Source organism: Pseudarthrobacter sp. fls2-241-R2A-168, assembly GCF_030209335.1.
Lineage (GTDB): Bacteria > Actinomycetota > Actinomycetes > Actinomycetales > Micrococcaceae > Arthrobacter.
The window spans coordinates 1-15,165 of sequence record NZ_JARVSG010000019.1 but is presented as its reverse complement, the minus strand read 5'-3'; the positions used below and the strand labels follow the sequence as shown (position 1 = coordinate 15,165).

Annotated in this window: 13 protein-coding genes; 5 read left to right on the top strand and 8 right to left on the bottom strand. The window is 67.8% G+C overall.

Translation table 11 applies throughout. The features are described from left to right. Window positions 1–26: 26 nt before the first annotated feature. Complete coding sequence (locus tag QRN11_RS12950) at window positions 27–1,256, top strand: class I SAM-dependent methyltransferase (RefSeq protein ID WP_285251313.1); 1,230 nt, start codon at window positions 27–29, stop codon at window positions 1,254–1,256. An 18-nt stretch (window positions 1,257–1,274) separates the two neighbouring features. On the opposite strand, the gene QRN11_RS12945 is transcribed toward QRN11_RS12950, so the two are convergent. Both QRN11_RS12945 and QRN11_RS12940 read right to left on the bottom strand, forming a co-directional pair. Beyond that, complete coding sequence (locus QRN11_RS12945; protein WP_285251312.1) at window positions 1,275–2,093, bottom strand: shikimate 5-dehydrogenase; 819 nt, start codon at window positions 2,091–2,093, stop codon at window positions 1,275–1,277. Between the two features lie 19 nt (window positions 2,094–2,112). Continuing rightward, the gene (locus tag QRN11_RS12940; protein ID WP_285251389.1) at window positions 2,113–3,549 is read right to left on the bottom strand and encodes a glycoside hydrolase family 3 N-terminal domain-containing protein; all 1,437 of its coding nucleotides are present in this window, start codon (window positions 3,547–3,549) and stop codon (window positions 2,113–2,115) included. A gap of 384 nt (window positions 3,550–3,933) precedes the next feature. Between QRN11_RS12940 and QRN11_RS12935 the strand changes: the two genes are divergently transcribed. Next, window positions 3,934–5,085: a glutamate--cysteine ligase gene (locus QRN11_RS12935; protein ID WP_142061391.1), complete on the top strand. Its 1,152-nt coding sequence runs from the start codon at window positions 3,934–3,936 to the stop codon at window positions 5,083–5,085. 78 nt (window positions 5,086–5,163) lie between these two features. On the opposite strand, the gene tsaD is transcribed toward QRN11_RS12935, so the two are convergent. Genes tsaD through QRN11_RS12905 form a run of 6 tightly spaced genes read right to left on the bottom strand, consistent with a single transcriptional unit; the run spans window position 5,164 to window position 10,440 of the window. Beyond that, entirely contained in the window at window positions 5,164–6,252 is a 1,089-nt protein-coding gene (gene tsaD / locus QRN11_RS12930; protein WP_142061388.1) for a tRNA (adenosine(37)-N6)-threonylcarbamoyltransferase complex transferase subunit TsaD, read from the bottom strand. Beyond that, a complete protein-coding gene (rimI, locus tag QRN11_RS12925) occupies window positions 6,249–6,752 on the bottom strand; it encodes a ribosomal protein S18-alanine N-acetyltransferase (RefSeq protein ID WP_142061604.1) in 504 nt (167 codons plus the stop codon). Before rimI ends, tsaD begins: the two co-directional genes overlap by 4 nt. A 44-nt stretch (window positions 6,753–6,796) precedes the next feature. Beyond that, window positions 6,797–7,468, bottom strand: coding sequence for a tRNA (adenosine(37)-N6)-threonylcarbamoyltransferase complex dimerization subunit type 1 TsaB (tsaB, locus tag QRN11_RS12920; RefSeq protein ID WP_285251311.1), 672 nt, complete (start codon window positions 7,466–7,468; stop codon window positions 6,797–6,799). Next, the gene (gene tsaE / locus QRN11_RS12915; RefSeq protein WP_285251310.1) at window positions 7,468–8,097 is read right to left on the bottom strand and encodes a tRNA (adenosine(37)-N6)-threonylcarbamoyltransferase complex ATPase subunit type 1 TsaE; all 630 of its coding nucleotides are present in this window, start codon (window positions 8,095–8,097) and stop codon (window positions 7,468–7,470) included. Before tsaE ends, tsaB begins: the two co-directional genes overlap by 1 nt. Then, window positions 8,094–9,311 (bottom strand): alanine racemase, encoded by a 1,218-nt coding sequence (alr, locus tag QRN11_RS12910; protein WP_285251309.1) that lies wholly within the window; start codon window positions 9,309–9,311, stop codon window positions 8,094–8,096. Before alr ends, tsaE begins: the two co-directional genes overlap by 4 nt. A 37-nt stretch (window positions 9,312–9,348) precedes the next feature. After that, complete coding sequence (locus QRN11_RS12905; RefSeq protein ID WP_091415175.1) at window positions 9,349–10,440, bottom strand: carbohydrate kinase family protein; 1,092 nt, start codon at window positions 10,438–10,440, stop codon at window positions 9,349–9,351. Window positions 10,441–10,521: 81 nt separating this feature from the next. Here QRN11_RS12905 and QRN11_RS12900 point away from each other — a divergent pair, with 81 nt between their 5' ends. The 3 genes from QRN11_RS12900 to QRN11_RS12890 all read left to right on the top strand — a co-directional run bounded on the left by QRN11_RS12900 (window position 10,522) and on the right by QRN11_RS12890 (window position 15,037). Then, window positions 10,522–11,940 carry a family 4 glycosyl hydrolase gene (locus QRN11_RS12900; protein ID WP_285251308.1) on the top strand — a complete coding sequence of 473 codons (1,419 nt, stop codon included), beginning with the start codon at window positions 10,522–10,524 and terminating at the stop codon, window positions 11,938–11,940. 77 nt (window positions 11,941–12,017) lie between these two features. After that, window positions 12,018–13,283 carry a D-inositol-3-phosphate glycosyltransferase gene (mshA, locus tag QRN11_RS12895; protein ID WP_285251307.1) on the top strand — a complete coding sequence of 422 codons (1,266 nt, stop codon included), beginning with the start codon at window positions 12,018–12,020 and terminating at the stop codon, window positions 13,281–13,283. Window positions 13,284–13,360: 77 nt separating this feature from the next. Then, window positions 13,361–15,037 carry a formate--tetrahydrofolate ligase gene (locus QRN11_RS12890; RefSeq protein WP_142061602.1) on the top strand — a complete coding sequence of 559 codons (1,677 nt, stop codon included), beginning with the start codon at window positions 13,361–13,363 and terminating at the stop codon, window positions 15,035–15,037. The last annotated feature ends 128 nt before the right edge of the window (window positions 15,038–15,165 follow it).

The following is a 15,165-nucleotide window of genomic DNA, read 5'->3' as shown; positions in this document are numbered from 1 at the left end:
GGGCCTGCTCCACTAGGCTGGAACGCATGCCTCACGCTCCCCAGGACCAGATCGCGCCACTGCTCACTCCCGAAGGCTGGGACCTGCTGGCGTCCCTGGGCCCCTACAAGGAGGAGACTTCCTTTGAGTTGAACTCGGCGCTGCGCAAGGCCGGGCACTCCCCCGAACTGGTTTCCGCCGTCCTGACCCAGTCCCGGCTCCGCACCAGGGCCGAGGCGAAATTCGGCGAGTTCGCCCGCCAGATGCTGTTCACCCAGGCCGGCCTGGAGCAGGCCACCCGGTTTAACGTCGCCGCCCGCCACGCCCAGAGGTTCGCCGGGGCCAACATCAGCCACGTGGCCGACCTGGGGTGCGGCCTCGCCGCCGACTCCATGGCACTGGCGTCCATGGACATCAACGTCACCGCGGTGGAGATGGATGAGACGACGGCGGCCTGCGCCACAGTGAACCTCATCCCCTTCCCCAACGCCACGGTGGTCCACGCCGATGCCACAGCTGTTCCCTTGGACGGGATCGACGGCGTCTGGCTGGATCCTGCCCGCCGGGTCACCTCGACGTCCGGCACCAAACGCATCTGGGACCCGGAGGCCTTTTCGCCTCCGCTGTCCTTTGTGGAGTCCCTGGCCGCATCCGGCAAGGCAGTCGGTGTCAAGATGGGCCCGGGCATGCCGCACGACTCCGTACCGGCCGGCTGTGAAGCCCAGTGGGTTTCCGTGGCCGGCGACGTGACCGAGATGGCGCTGTGGTTCAACGCCGTCCGGCGGCCCGGAATCCGCAGGGCCGCCCTGGTCCTGGGTGCGGCCGGCGCGGCCGAGCTGACCAGCCCCGAGGACTTCGGCGCCGGCCCCGCCGCTCCCGTTGGTCCGGCAGAGGGCTACCTCTATGAGCCCGACGGTGCGGTGATCCGCGCAGGGCTGGTGGCCGACGTCGCGCTGCAACTGGGCGGGCACCTGGTGGACGAGCACATCGCCTACATTTGTGCACCCCAGTTGGTGGACACTCCCTTCGCGCGGGCCTACAAGATCCTTGACGTGATGCCCTACAACGTCAAGGCTCTCAAGGCGTGGGTGAAGGCGGAGGGCATCGGTGTGCTGGACATCAAAAAGCGCGGCACCGCCGTGACGCCTGAGGAACTGCGCAAGCAGTTGCTCCCCGGCGGGAAGGCAGCTGCGAAGAAGGCCGGCAACAAAACGGCCACCCTTGTCCTGACCCGCATCGGGGAGGACCGGGTGGCCATCGTGGTGGAGCCGGTCTAGCTATCCGAAGGATGCCACCTACTGGGCGCGCATGAACTCCTCGGCGGCGCGGACCTGTTCCGGGGTGGGTCGGACGCCGGTGTAGAGGACAAACTGCTCCAGCGCCTGAATGGTGGCCACTTCGGCGCCGGTAATCACGGGCTTTCCGGCAGCGCGGGCGGCCTTGATCAGCGGGGTTTCGGCGGGCAGGGCCACCACGTCGAAGACCACGCTAGCTGCGTCGATGGTTTCCTGCGGGAACGCCAGGGTCTCCACGTCGGGTCCGCCGGCCATTCCCAGGGGTGTCACGTTGATGATCAGGTCTGCTGTCCCGCCGCCGAGCTCCGGACGCCACTGGAACCCGTACTGGTCGGCGAGTGCGCGGCCCGTGGTTTCGTTCCGGGCGAGGACGGTGACATCGGTGAACCCGGCGTCCCGGAGCGCGGCCACCGTTGCTTTGGCCATGCCGCCGGCGCCCTGGACCAGCACGGAATAGCTGGCGGGGACCTCGTTTGACGCGAGGAGCTGTTCGATCGCGGTGTAGTCCGTGTTGTAGGCCTTGAGGTGGCCGTCCGTGTTCACGATGGTGTTGACGGAGTCGATGGCCTTGGCGGAGGGGTCCATCTCGTCAACGAGGGCGATCACGTCTTCCTTGTACGGCATGGACACGGCGCACCCGCGGATGCCCAGCCCGCGAACCCCGGCAATGGCTTGTTCCAAGTTGGTGGGGGCGAACGCCTTGTAGATCCAGTTCAGGTCCAGCTGCTCGTAGAGGTGGTTGTGGAACCGGGTCCCGTTGTTGCTGGGCCTGGCCGAGAGCGAGATGCAGAGGGTCATGTCTTTATTCAGAATGGGCACCAGACCATTAAACGCGTTCTCACGGGCAGCCGGTGCCTGCCGGGTAGCTTCCGACCGCGGCGGGCAGCTTCCCGGGGGCGGTCGCCTTTCCGGCCAGGACGGCAGCAAGCGCGTCGAACGCCCCCTGGCTGCGGCCATACACGGCCATCTTCACGGGCGCGGTGGCATCCTGCAGTGGCCAAGGTGCATCGAGGGCGACGGCGATGTCCCCTCCGGCGGGGCGGCCGCCGTACCCGATAAGGCTGACAACAGGCCCGGAACCGACGGTGAGCCCGGCGTGGGCGGCAGCAGCCGCGAACCGTTCCCTGTCCGCAGCGCTGCCGCCAGCCACCTGGACTCCGCCGGACGTGAGGGGGCCGGAACACTGGCCCGTGAGAACCGTCACCGCGGCAGCAGAAACCTTGGCAGACAGGGCGCCACCGGTGCCGGCCGGGGCGCCTGCCGGCGCGGCTGCTGTCCTGGCGTGCCAGGTCATCATGGTGGCCACCCGCAGGGCGGCTTCGTCGAGCCGGGCGGCGGGCAGGGCACCGGACGCTACGGCCTGAACAATGGCGGCGTGGGCCTGCTGGACATCCGCAGGCATCAGCAGCAGGTCGGCACCCGCTGCCAGCGCCTTCACGGCGGCGGAGCCTGCCGGATACTGCTTGCTTACCGCCCCCATGTTCAGGGCGTCAGTCACGGCCACACCCTTGAAGCCGAGCCCCCGCAGCGCGGCATAGGTAGGGGCGGAGAGCGACGCGGGCACGCCGGGTTCCAGGGCAGGCACGGCGATGTGCCCCGTCATGATCATGGGGGCACCCGCGGCGATGGCAGCCTGGAAGGGCTTCCAGTCGCGCGCCTGTAGTTCCGCCACGGAGGCCGGCTGCGAGGGAAGGTTCAGGTGGGAATCAGCCGTGACGGAGCCATGTCCGGGAAAATGCTTGACGACCGGGAGGACGCCCGCGGCGAGCATGCCTTGGGAGAACGCCGCACCCAGGCTGCCCACGGCGTCCGGGTCGCCGGACATGGAACGGGCACCGATGGTGGGATCCTTCGGCCCGACGGTCACGTCGGTATCCGGGGCGAAATCCGTGTTGAAACCCAGCGGCACCAGTTCGCCGGCCAGGCCCTGCCCGGCTTCTTGCGCCAGGGGGCCGCTGCCGGCGGCGCCGTAGCTCATGGGTACCGGCCACTCCGTCAGCGGTGCCCCCAGCCGTGCCACCATCCCGCCCTCCTGGTCCACACCGATGATCCCCGGCCATGGCCTGCCGTCAGCCCCGAAGGCCTGCGCGAGCCGCTGGTTTATGGCGGTCATGGCGGCAACATCCACCTTTCCCTGAGGATCCAGCGGGACGTTGTCGCCCATGATGATGGAACCGGCCAAGTGCAGGCGTTCGACGACGGCGGCATGGGCGGCTGCGTCCTTCCCCGCAAAGAAGGGCAGGAGGACCTGGCCCGCCTTCTGTTCGGGCGACATCGCGGCAACCGCCGCGGCAGCGGCGTCCTGGTCCTGTTGCCGGGGTCCCCATCCCAATGGCCGCAGCGCAGGGTCGGCCGTCGCGGAAGGTGACGGGGAAGCAGTGCCAGGTGCCGGCGTCGTACGCGGTGTTGCCGAAGGCGCGGCAGGCGTGGAGGGTGCCTGTGAAGGGGCAGCCGGCGGGGCGGCAGAGCAGGAGGCGAGTGCCACCGCAGCGGAGGCTGCAGCCAGGACGGGGAAGGTTTTGTGAAAACTGTCACGCAGGTGTTGGAACGAGGCCATCAATACGATGCTACCCCTGCACTAGACTTGAACCACCGCGCGCCCGCCAGCAACAGCCTGTCAGCGGCGTGCCCAGCGGCAACCCGGACAGTGAGGAAACGCGTGAAGATTGACTTCGCTTCATCGAGGCAATCGACCCTCGGTGTGGAATGGGAGCTCGCGCTGGTGGACGGCCGGACCGGCGAACTCGCCTCCGTTGCCAACCAGGTGCTGCGCGGCGTGGCCTCCCGGCACCCCGAGCTGAACGAGGATGACGAGCACCCGCACATCAAGCAGGAACTGCTGCTGAATACGGTTGAGCTGGTCACTGGAATCTGCGAAACCGCCGGCGAAGCCAAGGAGGACCTCAGCCGGTCCTTGGCTGCGGTCCGGGAAATCACCGACCCCATGGGCGTGGAAGTGTTTTGCGCCGGAAGCCACCCCTTCAGTCCGCCGCAGCTGCAGCCGGTGACGGACAAGGAGCGTTACGCCAAGCTCATCGACCGCACTCAGTGGTGGGGCCGCCAGATGGTGATTTACGGCGTGCACGTGCATGTGGGACTGGACCGCCGCGAGAAGGCACTTCCCGTGCTGGACGGGCTGGTCAACTACTTCCCGCACTTCCAGGCGCTGTCGGCGTCGAGCCCGTTCTGGGGCGGCGAGGACACCGGTTACGCGTCGCACCGGGCCCTGATGTTCCAGCAGCTGCCCACCGCCGGCCTGCCCTTCCAGTTCGCTTCATGGGAAGAATACGAGTCCTACGTGCAGGACATGTTCACCACGGGGGTGATCGATACCCTTTCGGAAATCCGCTGGGACATCCGGCCCGTGCCGAACCTGGGCACCATCGAGATGCGCATCTGCGACGGCCTGGCCACGCTCGAGGAAGTGGGCGCCATCGCCGCCCTCACCCAGTGCCTGGTGGATGAGTTCTCCACCACCCTGGACAACGGCGGGACCATTCCCACCATGCCGCCCTGGCATGTGCAGGAGAACAAGTGGCGGGCTGCACGGTACGGGATGGACGCCATCATCATCCTGGACGCCGCCGGCAAGGAACAGCTGGTGACCGACCACCTGTTGGAAACCCTGAACCGGCTTGAGCCGGTGGCCGCCAAGCTGGGCTGCCCCGATGAGCTGGCTGACGTCGAAAAGATCATCCGCCGCGGCGCCGGCTACCAGCGCCAGCGCCGGGTGGCCGAAGAACACGGCGGTGACCTCCAGGCCGTGGTCCTGGACCTGGTCAAGCAGATGCGGAACGGCCCCACCGCCTGACCTACTTCGCGTTGACCTATCAGTTTTGGTCCCCAAACAGGTGTTTTGGGGACCAAAACTGATAGGTCAAGCGGGGTTTCAGGCGGGGAGCGATACCGACGTGACCGGCATGGATGAGTCCGGGGCAAAATCGATTCCGCTCGGTTCCACCCCTGCCATCACCAGCTGTGCGCCCAGGGCTGCCACCATGGCACCGTTGTCCGTGCAGAGGTCCAGCGGCGGCACGTGCAGCCTGATCCCCGCCGAGGCGCAGCGCTGGCCGGTCAGCTCCCGAAGCCGCGAGTTGGCCGCCACGCCGCCGCCCAGCAGAACATCCTTGATGCCGTGTTCCCGGCACGCGAGCACGGCCTTGGAAGAGATGATGTCCACCACGGCTTCCTGGAAGGCCGCCGCAATGTCCGCTACCGGAACTTCCTCGCCGCGCGCCTCGAACTGCTCCACGCACCGGGCCACCGCGGTCTTGAGTCCACTGAAGGACCAGTCGTAGCGGTGCGGGCCGGGTTCTTCGGCGGTGCCCATGTACTTGGGCTGGCTGAGGCCGCGGGGGAAGCGGATGGACTTGGGGTTGCCGGTGCGGGCCATCCTGTCGATGGCGGGGCCGCCCGGGTAGCCGAGGCCGAGGATGCGGGCCACTTTGTCGTAGGCTTCGCCGGCGGCGTCGTCAATGGTGGAGCCGAGGAGGGCAACGTCCTCCGTGATGCTGTTGATTTTCAGGATTTCGGTGTGCCCGCCGGAGACCAGCAGGGCGCCGAGGTTTTCCGGCAGCTCCGGCGCCTGCCCGTCCTCGCCGTCGAGCAGGCCGACGCCGACGTGCGCCACAAGATGGTTGATGGCGTACAGCGGTTTTCCGGTGGCCACGGCGAGCGCCTTGGCCGCGCAGACCCCCACCATGAGGGCGCCGGCCAGGCCCGGGCCCGAGGTGACGGCGATGGCGTCCACCTCATCGAGGGTGACGCCGGCCTCGGACAGCGCCTGCTCGAGCGTGGGAACAAAAGCATCGAGGTGGGCGCGCGAGGCGATTTCGGGGATGACCCCGCCGAACCGGACGTGCTCGTCCATAGAGGAGGAGACGGTGTTGGTCAGGAGGGTGGTCCCCCGGACAATGCCCACTCCCGTCTCGTCGCAGGAGGATTCGATACCGAGCACCAAGGGTTGCGAGCGGTTCATGGCTGGCCTGCTTCCGTTGATGCTTCGTCCCCTTTTTCCTTGCTTGTTTCCTTGCCGCTGTCCCGTGCGGCATCGCCGGTGAGCTGGAGCCGCATGATGAGGGCGTCCACGCCATCGCGGTAGTAACCGGGGCGCACGTGGATCTGCTCGAAGCCGAAACGGAGGTAGAGCTGCTGGGCGCGGGGATTGTCGGCGCGGACCTCCAGCAGCAGGTCCGCCGCGTACCGGCGTCGGGCCTCCTCGATGAGCCGCGTCAGCAGCGTGGTGCCGATCCCCCGCCCTTCGTATTCAGGCACGACGGCGATAGTCTGCACGTCCGCGATGGGTTCGATGCACATCAGCCCGGCGTAGCCCACGATGCCTTCACTGCCCTCGGCCACCAGGTACCACCGGGTGTCCGGCTGGGCCAGCTCGTCGTAAAACATGTGCAGCGGCCAGGCGTCCACCGGGAAAAGCCGTTGCTCCAAAACGCTGACGGCGATCACGTCGTCGGGGGTCATCTCCCGCACGGAGATTCCGTGGTTGCTGATATCCGGGGCGGGGTTCACAGGGCCCTCTTCCGTGGTCCGGGAACCTGGGCGTCGGATTCGCGCAGGTAGAGGGGCGTGGAATCCAGAAGGTCAGCACCGGCGGCGAGGCGGGCCAGCGCGAACTGGCCAAGGTAGAGCGCGTCCGGCTGTTCATGGGCGAATTCTTCGTTCGCCTTCAGAGTGTCGGCGTAGAGCCCGGCGCCGGCACCGTAGGCGGGAAGATCCGGCAGGTCTGTCGCGAAACTGACGTGCGGGCCGTCTTCCAGCACCGGAAGCTGTCCTTCCGTGAGGGCGTACCGCGCCCAGTAGACTTCCTTGCGCCGCGCGTCCGTGACCACCAGAAATTCCGGGGCGGCGGTAGTGGATTCCGCGACTTCCAGCGCCACCGCGTCCAGGCTCATCATCCCGTACAGGGGTTTGCCCCAGACAAACGACAGGGTACGGGCGGTGGCGATTCCGGACCGCAACCCGGTGAAGGGACCCGGCCCCACGCCCACCACGAGGCCGTCAATGTCATTGCCGCTGATACCGGCGTCAAGCAGCAGTTGCTGGATTTCCGGTGCAAGGACTTCCGCGTGGCTCCGGGTGTCCTCGGTGGAGAAGCTGGCCACCACGCCTTCAAGGGCGTCGTCCGAGACCAGGGCAGCGCTGGCCACGGCCGAGGTGTCGATGGCGAGGATCAGCATCAAATTGTCCCTTCGAAGGCGGCCACCGGTTCCGGAACGGAGGCCCAGCGCGGACCATAGCCGCGCATCACAATGGTCCGGGGCTCGTCGGTGTCCTCATTGTCGAAGTCGAGGGTTTCGCCGTCGCTGGTGCGGCCGGCAGTCAAGGCGGCTGCACCGTCCCCGGCACCGAGCCCGATGGCCCGGTGAAGGTCGATTTCAAGCCGGCTCTCGCTCAGGTGTTCCACCCGGTCGTGTCCCCACTCGACCACTGTCACGGAGGAGTCCAGCGTGTTCTCGAGATCGATATCGTCAATTTCGGCTGCCGAACCCAGGCGGTATGCGTCCACGTGCACCAAGTCCGGTCCGCCGGGGCGCGGCCCGTCCTGCAGGTTGGGGTGGATGCGGACCAGGACAAACGTGGGGGAAATGACGCCGGCACGGACGCCCAGCCCCTCACCGAGCCCCTGCGTGAAGGTGGTTTTCCCGGCACCCAGCTCACCGGAAAGCACCAGCAGGTCCCCGGCTTCGAGGACCTCCGCAAGGCGCACGCCGAGGTTATGGGTCTGCTCCGCCGTCGTCGCCGTTAACGTTTTTTCCCAGTTGGGCCGGACACCAGGGCTGTCCTCCGCAGGCTGGCTTGCACTCATGCAGCCCCCTCCCCACCGTGTGCGGTGGCCAACTGTTCGTTGACGAAACGGCGCGGAACCCGGGGGCTGATCCGCGTCACGATCTCGTAGTTGATGGTTCCGGCGGCGTGGGCCCAATCGTCAGCGGTGGGGCCGCCGTCGGCTCCGTCGCCGAATAGCTCGGCTTCGGCCCCCAAGAGGCCGGCACCCCCGGGGCCAACATCACCGAGGTCGATCACCATCTGGTCCATGGCGATCCGCCCCACCACGGGGTAGGTCCTGCCGGCCACACGGACCGGGCCGCCGGTGGCAACACGCGGAATCCCGTCGGCGTAGCCCATTGGAATCAGGCCCAAGGTGCTGGGGCCGCTCGTGTGGTAGCGGAGGCCGTAGGACACGCCTTGACCGTCCGGCACCTCCTTGCACTGCGACACCACGGTCCGCAGCGTCATGGCCGGGCGGAGTCCCAGCTCGGCCGAGGTCTGGCCGTCAAAGGGCGAAAGCCCGTAAATGCCCAGGCCCACGCGGACCAGGTCGAAGTGGGTGTCGGGACGGGACAGAGTGGCGGGGGTATTGGCCAGGTGCCGTACCTCCGGGTCCACTCCGGCGTCCTCGGCAACCGCCAGCACTTCGCGGAACGCGGCGAGCTGCTGGTCGGTCTCCGGCCGCTCCGGCTCGTCAGCGACGGCGAGGTGCGAGAAGATCCCCACCACGCGCAGCAGCCCCTGGTCCTGGTATTCCATGGCTTCACCCACCAGGTGGTCCCAGGTATCAAGGGTGGCGCCGTTACGCCCCAGGCCGGTATCGACTTTGAGGTGGATCCGGGCCGGGCGCTCCTGCTCGCGGGCCGCCGCCACGATACGGTCCAGCTCCCAGCCTGAGCATCCGATGTCGACGCCGGCAGCCACCGCCGCCCCGAAGTTGCTTTCAGTGGTGTGCAGCCAGGCGAGCAGCGGCGCGTCGATACCCGCGGCGCGCAGGGCCAGTGCCTCGGAGATGTGCGCGACGCCCAGCCACGATGCACCGGCCTCGAGGGCCGCCCGGGCCACCGGAACCGCACCGTGGCCGTAAGCGTCAGCCTTCACCACGGCCATGACCTTCGCCGGGGATGCTGCTGCGGCCAGCCGGCGGACGTTGTGCCGGATGGCATCAAGGTCGATCACGGCGGACCTTTCGTGGCGGTGGTCCTGTGCGGGCGCAGCGTCGAAATCACCGGTTGTAGCGGGGTAAGTCACCTAAGTGATTCTAGTGCTGGCGCTTCGGGCCGAATAATCACGCGTCGGAGAGGTGTGCGATGGTGGCTGCTGCCCTGCGCTGGGCGGCGAGGGGAACATCGTGGACGATGTCGGCCAAAAACGAGAACCGCCGCAGCCATTGGCTGGTCTGCCGTTCCGGCCGGGCGTTGGCGCGCTTCCACCAGTCGGCGATGTCACCCCACCCTGGTGCGGCCAGTGAGCCGCCCACTTCCTGCACTGCCAGGGAGGCACAAAGGTTCGCGAAACGCAGCCTGTTCCCCAGCGGCCAGCCGGCCAGGCTCCCAACGATGAACGCGGCGTCGAAACAATCACCGGCGCCGGTGGGATCAAAAGCCTTCACTGGCAGCGAGGGCACCCACTCTTCCTCCCCTGTCTCCGAGTCCACAGCCATGGCACCCTGCGGCCCCAGCGTCACGACTGCCACAGGAACGCGGTCGGCCAGCGCATACAAGGCAGTCCAGGGATCGTCCTTGCCGGTGAAGGCCATGGCTTCGCGCTGGTTGGGCAGGAACGCGTGGAAGTACTGCAGGTTCTCCAGCCGGACCGGCGCCCAGACCCCGCTGGGATCCCAGCCAACATCGCCAAACAGCTTCACCCCGGACTGGTGCGCCGCCTTGGCCCACGGCTCCACTTCAAGTCCCACTTCGGCAATCCCGGCGAGCGCAGGCGGCGGATCGCCGATGAGCTCGGAGGATGTCACGGGGGCGGCGTGGCCGTGGGTCACCAGCGAGCGGTCCTTGTCCACGCACAGCGAGACCGTGACCGGTGAGTGCCAGCCGGGGACCTTCTTGGACAGGCTGAGGTCCACGTGCTCCTGGCCGGAAAGGATCTTCCAGTTGAAGTCCCCGTAGCCGTCGTCGCCAAACGCCGCCGCGAGGCCGGTCCGCAAGCCCAGCCGTGCCGCGGCAATCGCCTGGTTGGCCACGCCACCGGGACAGCTGCCCATGCCGTCGCTCCAGATTTCCGTACCCGGTTCCGGCCCATGGGGCAGGCCGGTAAAAATAATGTCCTGGAACACCGTGCCGGCGAGCAGCACGTCAAAGCCAGGATCCGAGGGCGACCGGACGGCGGCCAAGGGATCAAAAGGGCGTGCTGGTATCGCGTCCATGCCCGCACACTACGCCCTGCCGTGCACAGGCGGTAGGGGCGGCCGTAGGTGCTGTGGACAGCCGCACCTAGACTGCTGTTTATGCGGCTTCTCATTGTGGGCGGCGGGGGTTTCCGGGTTCCGTTGATCTACCGTGCGCTGGCCTCCGGCCCCTTCTCCGGCCTGGTCAGCGAACTGGTGCTGTATGACGTGGACCTCTCCCGGCTGGCCGCGGTCACGGCGGTCCTGCGCAGCATGCCCGCCCCCGCCGCACGCGTGCAGATCCATCCCACCACTGATCTCGCCGAGGCGCTGACGGGTACCCGGATGGTGTTTGCCGCCATCCGCCCCGGCGGCACCGCCGGCCGGGTGGCCGACGAAAAGGTTGCCCAGGACCTGGGCGTCCTGGGCCAGGAAACCACCGGGGCAGGCGGCATCTCCTACGCCCTGCGGACCATCCCGCACATGCTGGACCTCGCGCACCTGATGAAGGAACACTGCCCGGACGCATGGCTGATCAACTTCACCAACCCCGCCGGAATGGTCACCGAGGCGCTCATGCCCGTGCTTGGCCGGCGCGTCATTGGAATCTGCGACTCAGCGGGTGGCCTGGTGCACCGCGCGGCACGCGCAGCCGCCGTGAGGCTGCCTGAGGGAACGCTCGACGGCGTGGGCTACTACGGGCTGAACCACCTGGGTTGGCTGTACCGGCTGGAGTCCGGGGGGCGTGACATGCTGCCTGCCTTGCTGTCTGACCCGCGCGCCCTTCAGTCCTTTGAAGAGGGCCGGCTGTTCCCCCAACCGTTCCTTGAGCGCCTGGGCGCCCTCCCCAACGAGTACCTGTATTACTACTACGAGCAGGACCATGCCCGGGAGGCAATGCGGGCCATGGCCCAGACCCGCGGCGAATCCATTCACAGCCAGCAGCAGGAGCTCTACCCCCGGTTGGCCGCTGCGGGTTCGGCGGCGTTCGAGTTGTGGGAGGCTGCCCGCCGCTCCCGCGAGGAGGGGTATCTGGCCGAAGCCCGGGGGAAGGACGAGCACCGGAATGAGGACGACCTCGCCGGCGGGGGCTATGAGCGGGTGGCACTGGCAGCGATGCGGGCCCTCTCCGGTTCCGGGGAGGCACAACTGATCCTCAACACACGGAACACGGTGCCTTCGCTGGAGGCGACGTCCGCTCCCCTGCCGGCCGACGCTGCGCCAGCGGCCCCTGAAGCGGCCATTCCGGGACTGCCGGCGGACGCCGTCGTCGAACTTCCCTGCACGGTGACAGCCGACGGCGCGCTGCCGCTGCCCCAGCAGCGTCCCCGCGAAGATCAGCTCGGACTGCTGCAGCGGGTGAAGGAGGTGGAGCGGCTGACCGTCCGGGCCGTGGTGGACGGAGACCGGGATGCGGCACTCCAGGCCTTCGCCCGGCACCCCCTGGTGGGGTCCGACGAGCTCGGCGCGGCCCTCCTGGCGGGGTACGAGCAGGCGTTTCCTGACTTGGGGAAGATGTGGCGGGGCGGTTGGCGTTGACACAGGAGTAGTGTTTTATCGAATGCCCAGCACTGACCCGGCGCCCTAATCCGCGCCGGCGGCCGGAAGGAGGTCCCGTGGCGCCTGTCCGCAGGGTGGCACTACTGTCCCTCCACACCTCCCCCATGGAACAGCCCGGTTCCGGCGACGCCGGCGGCATGAACGTCTACATCCGCGAACTGGCCTCCGCGCTGGCCGAAGCCGGCGTGGAGGTGGAAATCTTCACGCGTTCCACATACGCCGGCCAACCCGCCGTCGAGCACCCGGACCCCGGCGTGTGCGTCCACAATGTCCTGGCCGGTCCGCCCACGAAGATCCCGAAAGAAGAGCTTCCCGGCCTGCTGCACCACATGGTGGAGGAAATCGAGCAGATCCGGCAGCGGCAGCCGCACGGCCACTACGACGTCATCCACTCCCATTACTGGGTGTCCGGGATCGCGGGGCTGGAGCTGTCGGGGCTGTGGGGCGTGCCGCTGGTCCACACCATGCACACCATGGCCAAGGTCAAGAACCTCCTGCTCGAGTCCGGGGAGCAGCCCGAGCCGCGCCGCCGCGAGCTGGGTGAGCACCGGATAGTGGACGGGGCCGCGCGGCTGATCGCCAACACGAGTGCTGAGGCGGCCGAGCTGGTGTCGCATTACGGGGCCTCATACGACCGCATCGACATCGCCCCGCCCGGAGTGGACCTGAGCACCTTCACGCCTGCCTTCCGCGCCCGGTCAAGGACTAAGCGCGGCATCGGCCCGGACACGTTCCACCTGGTTTTCGCGGGGCGGATCCAGCGGCTGAAAGGGCCCCAGGTGCTGGTGAAGGCAGCCGCGCTGCTGCGAGACCGGCGCCCGGACATCGACCTCCGGCTCACCATCCTGGGCTCGCTGAGCGGCAACAAGGAATTCAATCTGCGGCGCCTGGTGGCGGAGGCAGGGATGGACGACGTCGTCACGCAGCTTCCGCCGGTGAAGGCACCTGAGCTTGCGGGCTGGTTCCGCGCGGCAGACGTGGTGGTGATGCCCTCCTACAGCGAGTCCTTCGGGCTGGTGGCGCTCGAGGCCCAGGCCTGCGGTACGCCTGTTGTGGCCACCCGGGTGGGCGGGCTGTCGCGGGCCATCTTCCATGGCAGGACCGGACTGCTGGTGGACGGCCACCATGCCGCCGACTGGGCCGATGCCCTGGAGGCTTTGTACGACGACCCCGTGACCCGGGAGGACATGGGCCGGGCCGCGGCAATCCGGGCGCAGAACTCAGGATGGCAGCGCACTGCGGCCATCACGCTGGAAAGCTACCATGCCGCCGTCGACAATTCTGTGCGGCCCCACCTGGCCACTGCCCTTCCGGCTTCCTGAACCTGCCACCCTAGGGGCTCCGAGCTGTTAGCTTAGGGGCAGGTGTCCGGCGCGGGCCGGTGCAGGAAAGGACAATGATGTCTCGTCTTCCAACTGATCTTGAAATAGCCAGGGCTGCCAGGATCCGGCCCATCGACGAAATTGCCGCGGCTGCAGGGATCAACCTGGAAGCGCTGGAGCGGTACGGGCGGTACAAGGCGAAGATCGACCCGGCCGGCCTCGCCGCGCTGGCCCCGCACGGCAAAGTGGTGCTGGTCTCGGCCATGTCCCCCACGCCGGCCGGCGAAGGCAAGTCCACCACCACCGTGGGGCTCGGCGATTCCCTCGCCCGGGCAGGGCACCGGGTGATGATCGCCCTGAGGGAGCCGTCGCTGGGCCCGGTCCTGGGGATGAAGGGCGGAGCCACCGGCGGCGGCTACTCTCAGGTGCTGCCGATGGACGAGATCAACCTGCACTTCACTGGCGACTTCCATGCCATCACCTCAGCCAACAACGCGCTGATGGCGCTGGTGGACAACCACATCTTCCAGGGCAACGAGCTGAACATCGACCCCCGGCGGATGACCTTCAAACGGGTTCTGGACATGAACGACAGGGCTTTGCGTGAGGTGGTGATCGGCCTCGGCGGGCCGTCCCAGGGGGTCCCGCGTGAGGACGGGTTCGATATCACGGTGGCGTCCGAGATCATGGCCGTTTTCTGCCTGGCAACGGACCTGGCCGACCTCCGCGACCGCCTGGGCCGCATCACGTTCGGCTATACCTTTGACCGCTCCCCTGTCACGGTAGCCGACCTCGGTGTGCAGGGGGCGCTAACCCTGCTCCTCAAGGAGGCCATCAAGCCCAACCTTGTCCAGACCATCGCCGGTACGCCAGCGTTGGTCCACGGCGGTCCGTTCGCCAATATCGCCCATGGCTGCAACTCCCTGATTGCAACCCAGACGGCCAGGCGGCTGGCGGACATTGTTGTGACCGAGGCCGGTTTTGGGGCGGACCTCGGCGCGGAGAAGTTTATGGACATCAAGGCCCGGTCCGCCGGGGTGGCCCCGTCAGCGGTGGTGGTGGTGGCGACGGTTCGGGCGCTGAAGATGCAGGGCGGGGTGGCCAAGGGCCAGCTCACAGCCCCGGACCTTGCAGCCTTGGAGGCCGGGGTGGAGAACCTGCGCCGGCACGTGCGGAACGTGGAGAAGTTCGGGGTGACGCCGGTGGTGGCCATCAACAAGTTCGCCTCCGACTCCCAGGAGGAGCTCGACTGGTTGCTGGCCTGGTGCGCGGCTGAAGGCGTCCGGGCCGCCGTCGCCGATGTGTGGGGGCGCGGCGGCGGGGGCGACGGCGGCGACGAACTCGCGGCCCTCGTGGCGCAGGTGGTGGCCGGCCCCAACTCTTTCCGGCACCTCTACCCCCTGGACATGCCTGTGGAGGAGAAGATCCGGACCATCGCACAGGAGATCTACGGCGCAGACGGCGTCGAGTTTTCCGTGCCGGCCCTGAAGCGGCTGGCCGACATCGAACGCAATGGCTGGTCCCACCTGCCGGTATGCATGGCCAAGACTCAGTATTCCTTCACCGACGACGCCTCCCGCCTCGGCGCACCCAAAGGTTTCACCATCCATGTGCGGGACCTGCTGCCCAAGACCGGCGCAGGGTTCATCGTGGCGCTGACCGGAGCGGTGATGACCATGCCAGGCCTGCCCCCCGCACCGGCCGCGATGCGCATGGACGTGGACGACGCCGGCAACCCCATCGGCCTCACCTAACCCACCGCCAACCAACGCGCCATCACCTCCCACACCGAAATCACCAACGCCCCACCACCTCCCACACCCAAAACACCAACGCCCCACCACCTCCCACACCCAAAACACCAACGCCCCACCACCTCCCA

What these genes read in the sequence shown, in the direction of transcription:
- QRN11_RS12950 (WP_285251313.1), top strand. Translation starts at nt 27, where the DNA reads ATGCCTCACGCTCCCCAGGACCAGATCGCGCCACTGCTCACTCCCGAA.
- QRN11_RS12940 (WP_285251389.1), bottom strand. Translation starts at nt 3,549, where the DNA reads ATGTCGCCCGAACAGAAGGCGGGCCAGGTCCTCCTGCCCTTCTTTGCG.
- tsaD (WP_142061388.1), bottom strand. Translation starts at nt 6,252, where the DNA reads ATGAACCGCTCGCAACCCTTGGTGCTCGGTATCGAATCCTCCTGCGAC.
- rimI (WP_142061604.1), bottom strand. Translation starts at nt 6,752, where the DNA reads ATGACCCCCGACGACGTGATCGCCGTCAGCGTTTTGGAGCAACGGCTT.
- tsaB (WP_285251311.1), bottom strand. Translation starts at nt 7,468, where the DNA reads ATGCTGATCCTCGCCATCGACACCTCGGCCGTGGCCAGCGCTGCCCTG.
- tsaE (WP_285251310.1), bottom strand. Translation starts at nt 8,097, where the DNA reads ATGAGTGCAAGCCAGCCTGCGGAGGACAGCCCTGGTGTCCGGCCCAAC.
- QRN11_RS12905 (WP_091415175.1), bottom strand. Translation starts at nt 10,440, where the DNA reads ATGGACGCGATACCAGCACGCCCTTTTGATCCCTTGGCCGCCGTCCGG.
- QRN11_RS12900 (WP_285251308.1), top strand. Translation starts at nt 10,522, where the DNA reads ATGCGGCTTCTCATTGTGGGCGGCGGGGGTTTCCGGGTTCCGTTGATC.
- QRN11_RS12890 (WP_142061602.1), top strand. Translation starts at nt 13,361, where the DNA reads ATGTCTCGTCTTCCAACTGATCTTGAAATAGCCAGGGCTGCCAGGATC.